13 protein-coding genes are annotated in these 17,798 nt (G+C 59.6%); 8 read left to right on the top strand and 5 right to left on the bottom strand.

The window, feature by feature from the left end:
- Window positions 1-22: 22 nt before the first annotated feature.
- Together QEH57_RS18300 and QEH57_RS18295 are read right to left on the bottom strand one after the other, a co-directional pair.
- Window positions 23-697, bottom strand: coding sequence for an RNA pseudouridine synthase (locus QEH57_RS18300; RefSeq protein WP_309008222.1), 675 nt, complete (start codon window positions 695-697; stop codon window positions 23-25).
- Between the two features lie 102 nt (window positions 698-799).
- Window positions 800-1,240, bottom strand: a complete 441-nt coding sequence (locus tag QEH57_RS18295) for a c-type cytochrome (RefSeq protein ID WP_309008221.1) — start codon at window positions 1,238-1,240, stop codon at window positions 800-802.
- Between the two features lie 222 nt (window positions 1,241-1,462).
- Here QEH57_RS18295 and QEH57_RS18290 point away from each other — a divergent pair, with 222 nt between their 5' ends.
- The 8 genes from QEH57_RS18290 to QEH57_RS18255 are packed head-to-tail and all read left to right on the top strand — an operon-like array spanning window position 1,463 to window position 13,173.
- Window positions 1,463-2,758 carry a hypothetical protein gene (locus QEH57_RS18290; protein WP_309008220.1) on the top strand — a complete coding sequence of 432 codons (1,296 nt, stop codon included), beginning with the start codon at window positions 1,463-1,465 and terminating at the stop codon, window positions 2,756-2,758.
- A complete protein-coding gene (locus tag QEH57_RS18285; RefSeq protein ID WP_309008219.1) occupies window positions 2,751-3,785 on the top strand; it encodes a MoxR family ATPase in 1,035 nt (344 codons plus the stop codon). The genes QEH57_RS18290 and QEH57_RS18285 overlap by 8 nt, the downstream gene beginning before the upstream one ends.
- 8 nt (window positions 3,786-3,793) lie before the next feature.
- The gene (locus QEH57_RS18280; protein WP_309008218.1) at window positions 3,794-5,575 is read left to right on the top strand and encodes a hypothetical protein; all 1,782 of its coding nucleotides are present in this window, start codon (window positions 3,794-3,796) and stop codon (window positions 5,573-5,575) included.
- A 1-nt stretch (window position 5,576) separates the two neighbouring features.
- A complete protein-coding gene (locus QEH57_RS18275) occupies window positions 5,577-6,551 on the top strand; it encodes an ABC transporter ATP-binding protein (protein WP_309008217.1) in 975 nt (324 codons plus the stop codon).
- Entirely contained in the window at window positions 6,548-8,008 is a 1,461-nt protein-coding gene (locus QEH57_RS18270; protein WP_309008216.1) for a hypothetical protein, read from the top strand. The genes QEH57_RS18275 and QEH57_RS18270 overlap by 4 nt, the downstream gene beginning before the upstream one ends.
- A gap of 2 nt (window positions 8,009-8,010) precedes the next feature.
- On the top strand, window positions 8,011-8,895 hold the full coding sequence (locus QEH57_RS18265) for a DUF58 domain-containing protein (RefSeq protein WP_309008215.1): 885 nt from the start codon (window positions 8,011-8,013) through the stop codon (window positions 8,893-8,895).
- Window positions 8,892-10,637, top strand: a complete 1,746-nt coding sequence (locus QEH57_RS18260; protein ID WP_309008214.1) for a BatA domain-containing protein — start codon at window positions 8,892-8,894, stop codon at window positions 10,635-10,637. Before QEH57_RS18265 ends, QEH57_RS18260 begins: the two co-directional genes overlap by 4 nt.
- Before the next feature lies 1 nt (window position 10,638).
- Complete coding sequence (locus QEH57_RS18255) at window positions 10,639-13,173, top strand: VWA domain-containing protein (RefSeq protein WP_309008213.1); 2,535 nt, start codon at window positions 10,639-10,641, stop codon at window positions 13,171-13,173.
- Window position 13,174: 1 nt separating this feature from the next.
- Here QEH57_RS18255 and dcm read toward each other — a convergent pair whose 3' ends face one another.
- The 3 genes from dcm to katG form a co-directional block, all read right to left on the bottom strand.
- Entirely contained in the window at window positions 13,175-14,188 is a 1,014-nt protein-coding gene (dcm, locus tag QEH57_RS18250) for a DNA (cytosine-5-)-methyltransferase (protein WP_309008212.1), read from the bottom strand.
- Between the two features lie 233 nt (window positions 14,189-14,421).
- The gene (locus tag QEH57_RS18245) at window positions 14,422-14,814 is read right to left on the bottom strand and encodes a cupin domain-containing protein (RefSeq protein WP_309008211.1); all 393 of its coding nucleotides are present in this window, start codon (window positions 14,812-14,814) and stop codon (window positions 14,422-14,424) included.
- Between the two features lie 212 nt (window positions 14,815-15,026).
- Window positions 15,027-17,261: a catalase/peroxidase HPI gene (katG, locus tag QEH57_RS18240; protein ID WP_309008210.1), complete on the bottom strand. Its 2,235-nt coding sequence runs from the start codon at window positions 17,259-17,261 to the stop codon at window positions 15,027-15,029.
- Between the last annotated feature and the right edge of the window lie 537 nt (window positions 17,262-17,798).

Genomic DNA, 17,798 nt, shown 5'->3' with positions numbered 1-17,798 from the left:
GGGAACTTGGGTTCGGGCCAGGCTAGGTCTGGGGCAGGGAGAGGCCGAGTCGTTGCATGAGCTGCTGCAGGTCGTTGGCCAGCGGGGCGGAGAATTCCTTGGTGTCGAGGGGAGCGGTATCGGGAAAATGGATGCGGGTGGCGTGCAGGGCTTGGCGAGGGTGGAGGGTGCAAGGCGGGGCGGTGTACCATTCTTCGCCGAGCAGCGGATGTCCGAGGTGGGAAAGGTGGATGCGGATCTGGTGGGTGCGGCCGGTGAAGAGCTGGGCTTGTAGGAGGGCGTATCCGTTATTGCGTTGCAGGAGGTGGAAGCGGGTGTGGGCGGGTTTGCCGTCTGGGGTGACGCCGAGGCTGCGCTCGTCGACTTTGCCGATGGGGGATTCTTCGTCGATGCGGTCCCAGGCTGGTTCGCCTTTTACGATGCAGAGGTAGTCTTTGCGCATGGCGGGATCCCGCCAGATGGCCTGCAGGTCGGTGACGAGTTGTTTGTCGAGCGAGAAGAGGCAGAGGCCGGAGGTGTCGGCGTCGAGCTGGTGCACGGCCCAGACCATTTGGCCGAAGTGTTGCATCATGTGGTACTGCACGCAGTCGTCGTCCTGCAGCGAGCGGCCGGTGGTGGGCCAGTCGTAGGGCTTGTTCAGCGCGATCAGGTCGCCGCGCTGGGCTAGGATGAGGGGAGCAATGTCGAGGGTTCGCATCTATCGTGCAATAGACTTGTCCTCGGTACGGACGTGTCAAAGCGGAAGCGCTTGAGGGCGCTTCGTCTCAATTCGAACGCTGTGCGCGTGCTCTTGTTTGGCCTAGGGGTGATACATGCCGTCGTGAGAGTAGTCGGGCAGGACAACCTTGTATTTGGGTTGTAGATACTGGGTGATATCGACGAGCTGGCGTACCGTGAGGTTTTCGGTGAGATCGGGCATGGGCGATTGGCTGACGGCGTTGCTGTCTGTGGTCGCGTGCGAGGGATAGATGATCGAGGTGACGAGTTGGGCGTAGGTTTTTACGCGCGGCACTTCGCCTCCCAGCTGCACGGTGAGAGCTCGTGGCATCTCGGGCTCTGGCAAGCTGTCTTTGAAGACGGTGTGGCACTGCATGCAACCGACTGCTACGAAGGCCTGTCGGCCCGCGTCGGGATCCCCTTTGGGAAGCCTGAATCCTTGTGGTGAGTTTACTTGGCTGCCGCACGCGGTCATGAGAAAAAGAGCGAGCAAAGCAGCGGCTTGGCTGAATCGATTATTCATAGTCCCTCCTTTGTTGAACAAAATAGGGTACTCTGAGATCAGGTTGGTAGCAACTTTATACGGCCTGCCTTGGCGTTGCAGAGGTCGTTTATAGGCTAGCTGATGCTCGCTATGGACGGCTGTAATGGACCGCATGAAGCTGGCCAGAGATTTGACTTCGTATCCCTGCGGATAGATTGCGCCGTTTTTAATTTACTATTAAGTGCGAACACCTAGCTTTGCGTGGTGGTAGCTGAAGTTGGATCATATTGGCGCAAGGAGGCGCGTTCGCTCGCTCGCTGGGTCAACTTGTGGTGGTGGCTCGACCGGACGCTTCCGCTTTGGCTGGGATTCAATTGCGCGGTTGTGGTGGCGGTGTTGTTGCTGCGGCGTTGGTTCGACTTGGGGGCTTGGTTTTACTGGGGATACGCTTTGGGCGTTTTGCTCTTCGGCGTTGTCGGCTACGTTCGTTCTCGCTCGAGGTTCATCGGTTCCGACAAGGCCTTGGCTTGCTTGGACCGAGCTCGCGGCTTGCAGGGAGCTCTCTACGCGGCGAGTCGCGGAGCGGTTTCCTGGCCGCCAGTGGCTGGCAAAGGGGAGGCGGTTTTTCGTGTCTCCTTCAATCGGATACACGGGAGCTTGTTGCTTTCCTTGCTCTTTTTAGCGGTCGGCTTGTTTCTGCCGATCGAGAAGTATGTGAAGCGTTCCCAGTTGGAGATCGTAGCGGGGCCTAATGCGTGGGCGGAGATGGAGGAGTGGCTGAGCGTGATGGAGGCCAGCGACTTGGTGGAGGAGGAGAGCCTTGCGAGCTTCGAGGAGCAGCTCGACTCCTTGGTGGATCAGCCGCGGGAGGATTGGTTTTCGGATGGGAGCTTGGAGGCGACGGACTTCTTGGCGGAGCAGTCCAAGGATTCGACGCTGCAGTTTTTGGAGTCGCTGGACATGGCGATGCAGAGCGCTTCGCGCTTGAGCAGCGCGGGCGAGGGGATGCTCAGCGAGCGGGACATGCGGGAGCTGAGCAAGAGTATCGAAAATTTGGATCTTGGAACGCTCGCCTTGCGGGAGGACTTGATGAAGACCTTGAGCGAGATGGCGGAGTCGGGCCAAAGCTCGGTGGATCCGCAAACCTTGCAGGACATGCTGGACCGGATGCAGGAAGGTGCGCAGACGGTGCGGCAAGGCATGGGAATGCCACGCTACGAGATGGGCCCGATGTATTCGGAATCGGATACGCGTCCCGAAGCTGGCAACGGCAGGGATGGCGAAGGCGGTCCGACGCCCTTGACGGTTAGCGAAGAAGCCAGTCCGGAATTAGCGGGGAATCTAGAGGGGATTTCGAACGACGATCGCGAGCGAGCGATTTTAGGGGATACGGCATTCACGAGCGAGGTGAGGATCGAGGATTTCGAGCCGGAGGCGCGCGGAATGCAGGCGGGCGATCGAGCTCACAACGTGGGCCAAGGCGGCTCCGCGGTTTGGCAGACTCGTTCGCGCCCCAAGGAACAGATTTTATTGAAGAACTATTTTGGCAATGAGTAGCGCAAGTACCCCAACCCCTATCACGGAAGCCCGCGTGCAGGCGATCCAGACGAAATTGAAGGCTCTGACCGGAGCTCTGAACCAAGTGCTTTTCGGGCAGGAGAAGACGGTGGAGTTGGTCGTGGTAGCCCTCTTGGCTCGGGGCCATGTGCTCTTGGAAGGACTGCCGGGTCTGGGCAAGACGGAGCTGGTGAAGGGACTGTCCAAGGCGATCCAGCTGAAGCAGAATCGCGTGCAGTTCACGCCGGACCTGTTGCCGGGGGACATCACGGGCAATCCGGTGCTGCAGGAGTCGCCGACCGGCGAGCGAACTTTCGTTTTCCAGAAGGGGCCGCTTTTTGCGGAACTGCTATTGGCGGATGAAATCAATCGAGCTTCGCCCAAGACGCAGTCGGCGCTTTTGGAGGCGATGCAGGAACGCAGCGTTTCGGTGTTTGGAACGAGCCACGCTTTGCCGGATCCGTTTTTCGTATTCGCGACGCAGAACCCGATCGAGCTGGAGGGGACCTATCCGCTGCCGGAAGCGCAGATCGACCGTTTCCTCTTTAAGCTTCAGATGGAGCGAGGAGATCGCTCTGTCATTGAAAAGATAGTACAGCACCGAGACCTGGGCGGGGAGGTTTCCGTTTCCCAAGTGATGACCCGGGAGGACTTGTTGGAGGCCAGCTCGATGACGCGCGAGGTCTTTTTGCCGCCGGAGGTGGTGAGCTATATCGCCCGCTTGGTGGAGGCGACGCATGCGGGGATGTCGCAGGCGGCGAGCGGAGTGCGTTTCGGTTGTAGTCCGCGAGCGGCGATCAGCTTGGCCGCTTCGGCTCGGGCGAGGGCTTTGCTGAATGGCCGTGTGTATGCGAATTTCGAGGACGTGCAAGCTCTAGCCAGCGCAGCCCTGCAGCATCGCATCGTGATGGACTACCAAGCCAAGGTCGAAGGGATCTCGGGCGAGTCGGTGGTGAAGATGCTGTTGGAGGAGATCTCTCCGGATGGAGTGGAGGTGCCCGGTTCGCTGAAGTCCGCTAAGCTGTAAGGGGTATCATGATACGGAAATTTCTAAGTCTGCTCGTATTTGTTGCGAGCGTCGTTCCCTTTGCGGCGGCCCAGTCGCAAATCGCTAAGATCGACAACGAGGAGCTGAGCGGGACGGTGTCGCGTTTGTACGACGAAGTGGTGATGGGAGGCTATCTGCCCTTGCAGGTTCGTCTGCAAAACAAGACGGATCGACCTCAGAAGTGGGGATTGGTGGCAAGTAGCAGCATCGACGAGAACCGCGGTTCCGTATTGGACTTTTCGAGACAGTTCGAAGTCCCTGCCAAGGCCATGGAGACCTTTGTCGTATTGGTGCCGACGCCAAGCCTTGTCGATTTCGAGGCGGTGCGAAACCAAGGCTATTATTATGGCTACTCGTCGGTGACGGTGCGCGGAAGGTTGGTGGGGCCGAACGAAGAGCGAACCTTTAACTGCTATTCCTCGGGAAAGACCGATTTCGATTCCTTGCTTTCGTCGCTGTCCGGCAGGAATGGGGTGGACATCGTGGGGTACGGGAAGCAGGTGAAGCCGTTTTTGCCGGAGCGCTATTTCGAGGAAAGCAAAGGGTACGTGCCGCCGCATGAGCGCTACGAGATCCAGCTAGTGGAGTTGCAGCCGACCACCATGGTGGCGGACTGGCGGGGCTACTGGGGATTTGGCTTGATCGTTTTGTCGACGAACGAGCTGGTCTCCCTGAATCCGTTGCAGCTGCAGGCTTTGATGAACTGGGTGAGGGCTGGGGGCGTGCTGACGCTTCCGGACTGGTCTTGGTCGAGCCGCAAGGGTATCCAAGAATTGGAGCGTGATGATTTCGAGAGGGGCGTTTGCTTCTACGGCTTGGGAAGAGTGCAGGTTGGTCCGATCGCGGGAGGCTACAGCTTCGTTGCGAACGAGGTGGGCAAGGAAGGTTCGTTTCCGCTCAACAAGCAAAGCGTGTCGGGCGTTTTAGGATACGCTTTCGAGGAATTCGCCAGCGCGGGCGGCTACTATGTGGTGCTCATGTGTTTCATCGTATTGGTGGGGCCGGTGAACCTAATGGTATTCTGCCGCGGGCGGCGGCGCTACCGGATTTTTCTGACGACTCCTTTGATCGTGGTAGCGTGCCTGACCCTGATAGGCTTGTATTCGCTTTTGCGTGACGGCGTGGGCGGCGAAGGGGAGCGATTTCGCATGTCGGTGTTTGGAGGAGAGGCGAATCAAGCGTTGCGGATCCAGTCGCAGGGATCGCAGGTGGGCATGATTTTCGATCGATCTTTCGAGGTCCCGGGAAAGGCCCATGTAGAGCGTTTCTTTATTCCCGGCGGTTCCCGCAAGCGCTTCGAGGTCGAGGAGGGCGCCCGTGGGGGAGACTGGTTCGTGTCCCGCTCCAAGAATTCCCATTTGATCGCATGGACGGAGTCCTCTCGGGAGCAGATAAGGCTAGAGAGTTCGGGCGCGGGCGGCGCGGTGGTGGTGAGCTCTCGAGTTAAGGGGACGCTGGAACCCTTTGTCTTCAAGGATAAGGATGAGCGCTACTGGTACGCGGAGAGTTTGTCTTTGGGAGAAACCAAGACGCTTGTTCCCATCGATGCTCAGGAGGTGAAAGGGCACCGGACGCAGCTCGCTGCAGGAAAGGCAGCCAAGCTTTACGCGAAGATGATGGAGCGCCAGCTGCGAGGAAAGCAGGTCTTCTTTGGCGAGTTGAAGAACGGCCCTACTCCCGCATGGGATACCTTGGGCTCGGTGGCTTGGGAAGACGGCGGGCACTTGGCTCTCGGGCGAGTGGTCGTTTCCGGAAAGGAGGGAAAGTAGGATGAATTTGGATACGAATCAGGACGTGGAACCAGCGATCTGGGTGGAGAACCTTGAGCGTAACTTTGGCTCGCTCAAGGCGGTGGATGGAATCTCTTTCTCGGTGGAACGCGGCAAGGTGGTTGGCTTCATCGGCGCCAATGGCGCGGGCAAGACCACGACCATGCGGATTTTGTCGACCTTGGACGTTCCCGATGCGGGGACGGTGCGGGTGATGGGCTACGATGTGGTTTCCCAGGCGGCGGAGGTGCGGCGGAGCCTCGGCTGGATGCCGGACGCGTTCGGAAAGTACCGGAATCTAGACGTGAGGGAGTACTTGGATTTCTTCGCTCGGGCTTATGGACTGAAGGGAGAGCAGCGGCGGAAGCGGCTGCGAGAGGTGAGCGAGTTTACGGAGTTGGACCGGATCGCCCAGAGCCCGGTCTTCACCTTGTCGAAGGGGCAGAGCCAGCGCCTGAGCTTGGCCCGCACTTTGTTGAACGACCCCGCGGTGTTGATCCTCGACGAACCGGCGGCGGGCTTGGACCCGAAGGCGCGGGTGGAGTTGAAGCGGTTGGTGCGCTTGCTGGCGTCGATGGGCAAGACTCTGTTCATCAGCTCTCACATCCTTTCCGAGCTCGACGAGGTCTGCGATAGCCTGCTGTTCATCGAGGATGGAAAGATCCTTTTCCAAGGCAAGTCGGACGACCTGAAGGGGCAATCCGAGGAGCGTTTGTTGGTGGAGATCGAAACGGAGGGCGACCCTGCAACGCTTTTGGCCTGGCTGCATTCGCATCCAGCGGTGCAGGTGGATAGGGAGCTTGGAAAAACCTGTTTCGTGTCGATCGATCTTGCGGAGCTTGGGCGACGGGAGTTGCTGCGCGGCTTGATCGCGGACGATATCCCGATCGTGGGATTCCGCAAAACGGAGCGCAAGCTGGAGGAGGCATTTATACATCACCTAAAGGTAGCGGGAGAAAGGAAGGTAGGATCATGATCGAGCGAATAGTGAGGAGCATCGACTCCTATGTGCCTTCTGTAGTGGCGAAGGAAATACGCCAGGGCTTGAACGGCTGGGGGTTCTTGGCTCAGTTTTATGGCGTGCATGCGGTGATGGCCTTCGTGACGCTGGCTCAGATGGCGACGCTCAGCCAAGGGCATCCGAACTCGTTCCTGATCGAACGCGGCGTGTTCTGGTTCATGTTGGGCGCGTATTTCCTGTTCCTCGTTCCCTTGACGAGCATCAACGCGATCTCCTCCGAGAGGCAGGGCGGCACCATCGAGCTGATCCGGATGACGGGCCTAGGAGCTCGCGGGATTGTTTGGGGCAAGTGGGCGTACCAGGCTCTGTATATCCTGCTGGTCGGAGTATCCGTATTACCTTATATTGTTCTCTACCATTTCGTTTCCGGTAGCGATGTGGTGGAGGAAAGCTTGCTGCTATTGTTTATGATGGTGGGTTCGCTGCTAATTCTTGGCGTATCGGTTGGGGCATCGGGATACGGGACCAACCATTTCAAGTCGCTCTTTTTCGTGGGGATCTTGCTCACCCTGTTTTTTGGGGGAGTGGGGCTTTATCATTCGATGTTGCGCGGTGGAATGGCATTGCTCGGTTGGGAGGGCTTGATCTTGCTGCTGGGGATCGGTGGCGTCCTGATGGTGTTCATGCTGGAAGTGGGAGCGGCGCGAGTCGGCTCGCGGGTGGATGGGCACTCCTTCGTACTTCGTTTCCTCGGCTTGATGATGCTGCTGGTTCCGATGGGACTGATCCTGCTCGATTTCTTTCCGGAGTTTTGCTTGGCGGCTTCCATGGTGGCGGTTTTGGTGGTGCCGTGGTTTGCCTTGATGGATGGGCCGGTAATGGTGCCCGGGCCGTATCGGCGCTACGTGCGCTTTGGGAGAATCGGCCGCTGGGCGGGTCGCTACCTTTTCTATCCCGGTTGGGTGAGTGGTGCCGTTTACGCTGCTATTCTGCTGTTGTTGTTCAACGTTGGCCTCTTTGTTGCGGCTGAGTTTGACCTCGCGGATATATCGATGAAAGACGCGAAGGAGATTTCGTATGTTATGTCGGCCTTGGCGACGATTCCCTTCCAAGTTTGTTTGGTGAGGGCGCTCTTCCAGAAGCACGAAACGGATTGGGCGGTTTCGAAGGTGGTGGTGATCAATGTGGGGCTTGTGCTGATGGCCTTTGCCTTTGGGGTGGTGAAAGTCTATTTCGGGGTCGATGTGACGCCGTGGACTTCCTTCCTTCCAAGCAGCGCCATAATTTACGCCTTTTTTGGAGCTATCAATACTGGGGCTGGGAACTTCGAAGCCCATCAGTACGTGTCGGCCATCGGACAGTTTGTAGTTGTGGTGCTGGTACTGCTTGCGGGACAGCGCTATTGGAGCCGCTATGATGCGTTGGAAGCGAAGGCGGCGGAGATCAATCGTTCGCGTTCGAGCGAGAGGTAAGCATGCCGATGGATGCGAAGGAGCGAGATTGTTTTTTGGAGGAGCGGCGTACGCAGGGCGCCGGCCTGGCGCGGCGGTATCGATTGAACTTGCGACAGCCGAAGGTATCGGGGGCGAACGGGAACTGGCTCGGTGTGGGGATCGGGAGTTCGGTGGACTTTCAGGATCACCGTCCCTACGCGGTCGGAGACGATCCCCGCTATATCAATTGGCAAGCCTATGCCCGCTCAGGCGAATACACGATGAAACTGTATCGGGACGAGGTGAGCCCGGCGGTTGACCTGGTCTTCGATTGTTCGCTTTCGATGTGCGTCGCGCCCGAGAAGTTGGGGGCGGCTTTGGCCTTGTTCTACTTTTGCGCGGAGAGCGTGGTCGAGCAGGGAGGAGCGCTCAAGTGTTACGCGGTCGACGAGAATGCGTGTCGGCCCTTGAGCATGGAATCGGTTTTGGGAGGGCGTTGGCTGAAGTGGGCTGAGGGCGAGGCGAAGGGGCTTTTGCCGAAGTTCGAGTCGATCCCGTGGCGTCCGCAGTCGGCCCGTATCCTGGTTTCGGATCTATTGTATCCAGGAATGCCTAACGAATTGTTGCCTCGCTTCGGCATGGGCGCGTCTTGGAAGGCGATTGTGCGGGTGTATTCGCAGGAAGAGGAAAATCCTTCGTGGAATGGAGGCATGAAGTTGGTGGACAGCGAAACGAAGCGGGAGCGGATCTTGTATTGCGATCAATCGCTATTGGAGGCGTATCGTTTGAACTACGAAAAGCATTTCTCGCTTTGGAACGACTATGCTCGTCGCAATGCGGTGGCGTTGCTGAGCGTGAAGGATGATTTGGCCTTGGCGGCGCAGTTGGGACGTGCGGGAGTCGCGAGCGGATTGATCGCGGTATGAATTTGTATTTGGCAAACCCTCTGGGCCTCTTGGCCTTGCTGGCGATTCCTCCTTTGGTGTATCTGCACTTCTTTCGTCGGCAGACGCGTAGGAGTATTGTGAATACGTTGTTTCTTGTGGACAAGAGCGCGGTGAACCGAGAGGCGGGCAATCTGTGGGACAAGTGGCGGCATTCGGCTTCCTTTTGGCTGCAACTGATCGGCTTGCTCTTGCTGTGTTGGCTTTTGTCGGAACCCCGTTGGGCGAACTCGCAGGCGGTGGGGAAAGTTGCGTTCGTCTTGGATTCGTCGGCGTCGATGGCGGCCTTTCGCGAAGAGGCGGAGCGGGAGTTGGGGCGATTGGGCTCGACGCTAGAGAAGCGGCTGCCGGCAACGGAGTTTTACTTGCTGGAGAGCGCCGGCCTAGGAGGAGCGCTTTATCGGGGGCGGAGCCTGGCGGACTTGCGATCGGCGCTGGAGTCTTGGCAGCCGCGGGCGGCGAGCCATTCCCCTGCGGCTCGATTGGGGGATGCGAGGGAGCTAGTCGGCCGCGACGGTTTCGTAGTTTTTGTGAGCGATCGGCCCGCGACGGACCTGCCGGACGGAGTGGAGTCCTTGCTGGTGGGGAAGCCGCTTGAGAATGTCGGGGTGGCAGGCGTTCGGGTTTTTCAGCGCGACTCGGTGGACTACTGGCGAGCGATCGTGGGGAATTACGGTCGGGAAACGGCGACGCGGGATTGGTGGCTGGAGTTCGAGGGCGGACGGAGCCCGAGCCAGTCGATCGAGATTGCGGCGGGTAAGTCGCTGGTGTTGGAGGGGCGTTTTCCGGCGGGCGAGTCCGCGGTCGGCGTGGCCCTATCCGGAGATGCCTTCGAGCTGGACGACTATGCGCCGATCGTGGTGGAGCAGGCTAAGGGGCTTTCGGTTTGGATTGAGGAAGGGGATGGCAACGCGGCTCTTTTCAAGCGTTTGGCGGGGAGCATGGCCAGTAGCCGAGTGACTGCCGAGCGGGAGCGGGCGGACTTGGAGATGGCCAGCTTGCCGCCTGGGCAGCTTTCGAGTGCATCCAAAGCAGGGATCTATTTCGTGGAGAGCGGTGGCGCAGAGGAGGCGAAGATCGCTAGTGGAGTGAAGGTCCCCAGCAATCACCGTTACAACGCGGGCTTGTCCTGGGAAGGCCTTTACCTGAAGGGCGGGCTGCGGGAGGCGTTTGCGGCAGGGGATCAAGTTCTGCTCTGGATGGATAGCGAGGCTTTGATTTTTCTGAGGGGAGAGGCGTTGGTGTTCAATTTCGAGTTGGGCGCTTCGAATCTCGATCGATTGCCGGCCTTCGTGCTTTTGGTGGGGCGGCATTTCGATAGCTTGAGGAAGCGGAAGCCCGTTTTCGAAGCGGTTAATTGCGATGTGGGGCAGGTCCTCGATTTGCCTTTATCTCCCGAATCGGGAGCGGTGATGAGAGAGTGGCGTGTTGGCGAAACGGATACGGTTACAAGAACTGTGAGCTCGCAGGCGAGAGCTCCCTTGGAGGCTCGCTTCTTCGAAGTCGAGCAGGCGGGAAATGTTTTGTTGAGGGGGGCGGCTCGGTTCGCGGATGTGCGCGAATCGAACTTCAGCGATGCGTATACGGAATTCGACTACGATGCTTTTGATTCGAGGGTGGTGGAGGCGTATTACGACGACGACTTTTATTCGTCGTTTTGGTTGTTGTGCTTGGGAGGTGTGATGCTGGCGGCGTGGGCTGCTTGTCATCGGGAGAATCTTTGATATGGCGTTTCCGAATATAGAATGGGTTTTGCTGGTACCGCTCTATGCGGTGCTCGGCTGGCAGTTCGCATCGCTTGGGCTGGCGAAGCCCTGGCGGATTGCCTGTTGTTTGCTGCTGGTGGCGGCCTTGGTGGACCCTCAGCTGCGTTTGAAGGTGAAGGGAATTGACCTTTGGGTTTTGGTTGATCGGTCCGAGTCGGTGCGGGAGTGGACGGAAGCGAACCTCGGCGAGTGGGAAACGATTTTAGGGAAGAGCCAGGGCGAGCACGACCGGTTGCGAATCGTGGATTTCGCCACGGAGGCAAGGGCGCGTTCCGCGAGCGAATCGAGTTTTGTGCTGGAGGATCGAAACCAGTCCAAGCTCGGCTTGGCGTTGCGGCAGGTGTTGATGCTGAGGGATGAGGATCGCGCCAGCAAGGCACTGTTGTTGAGCGATGGATACTATACGGATTCTTTGGAAGGGGTGGCGGACGCCATGGTGGAAGCGGGAATTCCCTTCGATTTTCGATTGTCTTCTAAGCGGGTGCAAACGGACTTTCAGGTAAGCCGCTTGCAGCTGCCTGATGGGGTGAAGGTAAACGAGGCCTTCGCCATCGATGCGCGAATCGAGGGGAGTCGCGATGCGGCGGTTCGCTACACGGTTTTCCGTAACGACAAGGCGATACATAGCGGAACGACGGAGCTGAGGGAGGGGCGTCGCGATTTGCGGTTTTTCGATCGGGTGGAGCGAGCGAGTTCGGTTGCCTATTCGGTGAAGATCGATGGCGAGGGCGATCAGGTGTCGGGCAACGATCGCATGACGCGCTGGGTGCAGGTAGCGGGACCGAATCGGGTGCTGCTGCTTTCGAACTTCGCGCAGGATGCGGTGGAGCAGGTTTTGCGGCGTGGCGGTTTTTCGGTGGAGCGGGCTACGGATTTGTCGGCCCTGGACGTGCGCAGCCTTTCCGGAGTGAGCGCGGTGGTGATCAACAACGTATCCGCTAACCAGATACCGCAGGACTTTCTGAAGGCCTTGGACTTTTTCGTGCAGGAGCAGGGCGGAGGGCTTTTGATGTTGGGCGGTCCGGCGAGTTTCGGATCCGGAGGTTACTATGGTTCGCCGGTGGAGCCCTTGATCCCGGTTTCCATGGAGTTGAAGCAGGACCACAAGAAGCTGGCGGTAGCGTTGTGCGTGGTGGTTGACCGCTCGGGGAGCATGGGGGCAGGAGTCGAAGGGGCCCCGGGCATGCGTAAGATCGATTTGGCCAATGCCGGGGTGGCTCAGGCGGTCGGCATGTTGGGGAGGCAGGACGCGATCGCGTATTTAGCGGTGGATACGGAAGCTCACGTGGTGGTGCCGCTCACGGATGTGCACTCGAATCGCTCGCAGGTCCTGGATCTAGTGCGTCGCGTCGACAGCATGGGTGGCGGCATCTATGTCTACGAAGGACTGGCGGCAGGATGGAAGGAGCTGGAGCAAAGCCAGGCGGGGCAGCGGCACATGATCTTGTTTTCCGACGCCCGCGATTCGGAGATGCCTGGAGAGTATGAAGCCTTGATCGAGGAGATGGTGGCGAAAAAGACTTCCATCAGTGTGATTGCCCTTGGCGAATCGACGGACCCGGATGCGAAGCTTCTCAAGCATATCGCGGAACTGGGAGGCGGTCGCATCTTTTTCAATACGAACGCGGCGGATCTGCCGGCTCTGTTTACGCAGGAGACGGTGGCGATTGCCCGGTCGGCGTTTATCGAAGAGGAAACTGGAACGCTGTCGACTGCGGGCTGGTTGGAGCTGGGGGGCGAGATGGTCGATTGGCTGCCTTTGGTGCAGGGGTACAATCTTTCCTACTTGCAGGAGGGGGCGACCATGGCTTTGGCGTCGGAGGACGAGTACAAGGCCCCGCTGGTGGCCTACTGGCAAAAGGGAGTGGGGCGAGTGGCGGCGGTCACCTTCGCCATGGGAGGCGAGCACGCCTGGCGGGCCTTGGCCTGGGAGGAGTACGGGGACTTCGCCCAGACGCTTTGCCGTTGGCTCAGCGGTAGCCGTCAGCTGGAGGGCGTGAGCGTGGAGTCGAGGGTAGACGGGGACCGGCTGGTTCTGGACCTATTTTATGACGAAAGTCGGGCGGATGTAGTGAGTCGCCAGATTCCGTTGGTGAAGCTGGCGGAAGGGGATAGGACGCGTTCCGTGGTTTGGGAGCGAGTGGAGCCAGGCCATTTGCAATTGAGCAGCGCTTTGACGGTTAACGTCCCGGTCCGCGGCGCGGTGAGGCTGGGCGATAGCGCGTATCCGGTGGGACCGTTTTTCGTGGGCAGCGACGAGGAGTGGCGCACGGATTTGCAGCGTATTCAAAATCTGGGGGCGCTCTCGAAGGAAAGCGGAGGGAGAGAGGTGCTGGATTTGAGCGACGCTTGGGCGCATCCGCCCCAGCTGCAGCGGGTGTCGCTGCGGCCGTGGATCCTGCTGGCTTTGGTCTTGGCCTTCCTCGTCGACGTAGCCTTAACGCGGCTGGGAACGTTTCGCAGCCTGTGGGGGAGTCGGAAGCAGAGCCAATGAGCTAGGCGGTGGGAACTTTGACTTGCTCGAAAAGGCTTTCGAGCAGGGTGTGCACCACGTCTACGGTGAAGGCGTTGCCCACTTGGTGGAGCAGGTCGGTCTCTTTGACGCCTTGGACGCGCTTCTGGTAGGACTTGTCGAAGCCTTGCAAGCCGAGGCCTTCGAGGCCTGAGATCTTACGTAGGGCGCCGTCGCGGACGTAGAGCAGCCCGTGGCGTCCGGAGCGCAGGGTGGGGGCGACCTTTTCGAAGAGTCGCAGGTCGGACTGGCGGGTGTCGATGATGGTAAAGTTAGGCAAGGCCTTGAGGTCTTCGACGGTAGTGCCGGAGGGCTTGTTGTATTTGTTGTTCAAATACTTTTCGAGGTAGGCGTAACCTTCTTCGGTAACGGCGAATTTCGGATCCTTGGAGGTGAGGATGTGGCGGAGCTGCTTTTGTTTCTTCGTTTTCTCGGGGAACTGGAATTCGAAGTCGTCGCTGACGAGGTCTTCCCGGATGCCGGCGAAGTAGACGCGCTCGCGCATTTGCGGGATGCCGTAGTCTGCGGAGGAGACGAGTTTCCAGCTGACCTTGTAGCCGACGGAGCGGAGCTCGATGAGGATTTGCTTGAGGGTTTCGCCCTTGTTGTGGGAGATGAGGCCTTTGACGTTTTCCAGCAGGAAGAAGTTAGGTTTCTTGGCGGCTAGGATGTCGCTGAGGGCGAAGATGATTTGCCCGCGCGGGTCCTTGAAGCCTTCGCGGCGGCCCACGATGGAGAAGGTTTGGCAGGGGAAGCCGCCCAGCATGACGTCGAAGTCGGGCACTTGGTGCGGGTCCATCTTGGTGAGGTCGCCCAGGTCGATGAGCGGTTCCCAGAGGGTTTCCAGGTCGTGCAGCATGCGGTAGGTGCGCTTGGCCTTGGGCTCGATCTCGGAATAGCCGACGCAGCCTCCGCCTAGTTTTACGGCGGCGGCGTGTCCGGCGCCTATGCCGGCGCAGAAGTCGAGAAAGCGGAAGGTCGGGTTGACGGCGTGCATGAGAGAAATGGTGTACGGGTCGGAGAGGGAGGGCTCTGCGCGACTGAAAGCGATGAGGTGTAAGGAGGATCCGCCAAACGTCAAAAGGCAAAGTGCGCGGATTTTCCTAGGCTGCAGTCACCCCTTGGATGGGGGAATGGCATCTATGTCGCCTCGGTCGCCCGGGATAGAACGCTGGGAAGGAGAGCTGCGGCTTGCCGCGAGCGGCAGCTCTACGATGGGAGAGCAGCTGCTCAGAGGGGAGGGCCGAGGAGTTCGAGGTCGTATTGGGCGAAGAAGGCGGGGAGGTCTTCGATTTGCTCGAGCTCGGTGACGATGCGGTGGAAGAATTCTTCGGACTTGCCGGCGTCGAGGAGCTCGAAGTGGAGGGTGCCGGGGGCGTCGCCGACGTTCTTGAAGGTGTGCACGGATCCGGGTTCGATGCAGATGCTGCCGCCGGCGGTGAGGGTGACTTGTTCGCCGTCCTTCTGGAAGAGGAAGGTCCCGTCGATGATGTGGAAGATCTCGTACTGCTTGGTGTGGGAATGCAGGGGCGGGCCGACTTGGGGTTGCACGAATTCGCGGAAAACGGCGGAGCGACCGCCGGTTTGGGAGGAGGGGATGAGGCAGGTGATGTCGAATTTCATGAGCGAGGAAGGGTGTTGGTCTGTAGGGAAATGGTGGAGGCTGTTAGAGGCAATCGCAAGTTTATGGGCTGAGAATTGAGTTGGCGGTGCGGCCACTGGCTGAAGCGCGGCGGTGGTATTTTGTCCTTGCTCGGTAAGGTGACGAAAAAGAGCGACAATCGGTGATGCCGATTGCCGCTCTGGGTGAGTGTAATTGAATTGTGGGGACGGGATTACCTGAGGTCGAAGCGGTCGGCGTTCATGACTTTGTTCCAGGCGGCGACGAAATCGCGGGCGAACTTCTCTTGGGCGTCGGAGCAGGCGTAGACTTCGGAGAGGGCGCGGAGTTCGGAGTTGGAGCCGAAGGCGAGGTCGACGCGGGTCGCGGTGCGCTTGATCTCGCCGGTCTTGCGGTCGCGTCCGTCGAAGAGGTCTTCGGCTTTGGATTGAGGGAACCAGGCGACGCTCATGTCGAGCAGGTTGACGAAGAAGTCGTTGCTGAGCGTTCCGGGCTTGTCGGTGAACACGCCGTGCTTGGATCCGTCCCAATTGGTGTCGAGCACGCGCATGCCGCCGATGAGGACTGTCAGCTCCGGGGCGGTGAGGCCGAGGAGCTGGGCTTTGTCCACGAGTAGTTCTTCGGTGGATACGGTGTATTTCGCCTTTTGGTAGTTGCGGAATCCGTCGGCCATGGGCTCGAGGACTTGGAAGGCTTCGACGTCGGTTTGTTCGGCGGAGGCGTCCATGCGGCCGGGGGTGAAGGGCACGGTGATGTCGTGCCCGGCGGCTTGGGCGGCCTTTTCCACGGCGGCGCAGCCGGCGAGCACGATGAGGTCGGCTAGGGAGACTGTTTCTTCGAACTCGCTTTGGATGGCTTCCAGGGCGCTGAGGACTTTGCGGAGTTGGGTGGGTTGGTTGACCTCCCAGTCCTTTTGCGGAGCGAGGCGGATGCGGGCTCCGTTGGCGCCGCCGCGCATGTCGGAGCCGCGGTAGGTGGAGGCGGAGGCCCAGGCGGTGGAAACGAGTTCGGAGATGGTGAGTCCGGAATCGAGGATCTTGGCCTTGAGGGCGGTGATATCGGCGTCGTCGATCAGCTCGTGGTCGACGGCGGGGATGGGGTCTTGCCAGATGAGTTCTTCGTCGGGGACTTCGGGGCCGAGGTAGCGGGCGCGGGGGCCCATGTCTCGGTGGGTGAGTTTGAACCAGGCGCGGGCGAAGGCGTCGGCGAACTGGTCTGGGTTTTCGTAGAAGCGGCGGGAGATCTTCTCGTACTCGGGGTCGAAGCGCAGGGCGAGGTCGGTGGTGAGCATGGAGGGCGCGATCTTCTGCGAGGCGTCGTGGGCGTGGGGGACGGTGCCTGCTCCGGCGTCGCCCTTGGGTTTCCACTGGTGGGCTCCGGCGGGGCTTTTGGTGAGCTCCCATTCGTATTCGAAGAGGTTTTTGAAGAAGCCGTTGCTCCATTTGGTGGGGGTGGAGGTCCAGGTGACTTCGAGGCCGCTGGTGATGGCGTCGCCTGCTTTTCCGGAGCCGTGGCTGCTGGTCCAGCCGAGGCCTTGCTCGTGCAGAGGCGCGGCTTCGGGCTCGGGTCCGACGGCGTCGGCGTCGCCGGCTCCGTGGGTTTTGCCGAAGGTGTGTCCGCCGGCGATGAGGGCCACGGTTTCCTCGTCGTTCATGGCCATGCGGGCGAAGGTTTCGCGGATGTCGTAGGCGGCGGCGAGCGGGTCGGGATTGCCGTCGGGGCCTTCGGGGTTGACGTAGATGAGGCCCATTTGCACGGCGGCGAGCGGGTTCTCGAGGTCGCGGCTATGGATGTCGCCGTCGGCATCGTCGTCGGAGACGAGGGCGCCGTGTTTCTTGTCGGTGCCTTCGGAGCCGTGGGAGTAGCGTTCTTCTCCGCCGAGCCAGGTGGTTTCGCGTCCCCAGTAGATGTCTTTTTCCGGTTCCCAGATGTCGGCCCGTCCGCCGGCGAAGCCGAAGGTTTTGAAGCCCATGGATTCGAGGGCGACGTTGCCGGTGAGAATCATGAGGTCGGCCCAGGAGATCTTGCGCCCGTACTTTTGCTTGATGGGCCAGAGGAGGCGGCGGGCTTTGTCGAGGTTGACGTTGTCGGGCCAGCTGTTGAGGGGGGCGAAGCGTTGGGATCCGGTGCCGCCTCCGCCGCGTCCGTCGCCGGTGCGGTAGGTTCCGGCACTGTGCCAGGCCATGCGGATGAAGAGGGGACCGTAGTGGCCGAAGTCGGCGGGCCACCAGTCTTGGGAGTCGGTCATGAGGGCATGCAGCTCTTTTTTGACCGCTTCGAGGTCGAGGCTTTCGAACTCCTTGGCGTAGTCGAAGTCGTCTCCCATGGGGTCGGAGAGGGGGGAGTGCTGGCGGAGGATTTCAAGCTTCAGTTGCTTGGGCCACCAGTCGTGGTTGGCGGTTCCTTGGCCTGCGGAGTGGTGGAAGGGGCATTTGCTTTCTGAGGACATAATGTGTGGTTGGGGTTTAGTGGAATGTGTATTTTGAACTTTGCGAACAGTTCATCCAGTTTTTGGGCAAGTATGCGAACGATGCATGGGTTTGTAAAGGGGACGTGATGGGCCTGCGTTCAATTTCACCGAATGCGAAGATAGTCTGAGATAGCCATGGGGTACTTGGATCGTTGAGGCGAATGTGAGCTTGCGGCTGGGATTTTGAGTATGGGGATTGTATTGTAAAAGTGGTTACGGATCCGAAATCATTTGTTGCTTGCTCCGCGCTTTTCGTTCCTAAGCGCTTTCTCGATCGGGTGCGGGAAAGAGGGGAGGTCGCGCTCCTAAGTGTTTTGGGCTGAGGCGCTTTCGCCTCGGTTTCGGAGGGAATGCGATAGCCCCTGGAAAGGTGTCCGGAGTGCGGAGGTATCCCGACTCTCCGTTTTTCAGCCTTCTTGTGAAGGTACGATGGATTGAAATATGTCGTGGAGGGCCTGCCTAGCGGTCGGCGTGGAAGGCTGGCTGGTACGACCCTTGCTGCAACGCAATGCGTCA

This window comes from Pelagicoccus sp. SDUM812005 (assembly GCF_031127875.1).
Classification (GTDB): domain Bacteria; phylum Verrucomicrobiota; class Verrucomicrobiia; order Opitutales; family Opitutaceae; genus Pelagicoccus.
The sequence above is the reverse complement of the archived record's forward strand: the minus strand, read 5'-3'. Positions and strand labels throughout refer to the sequence as shown.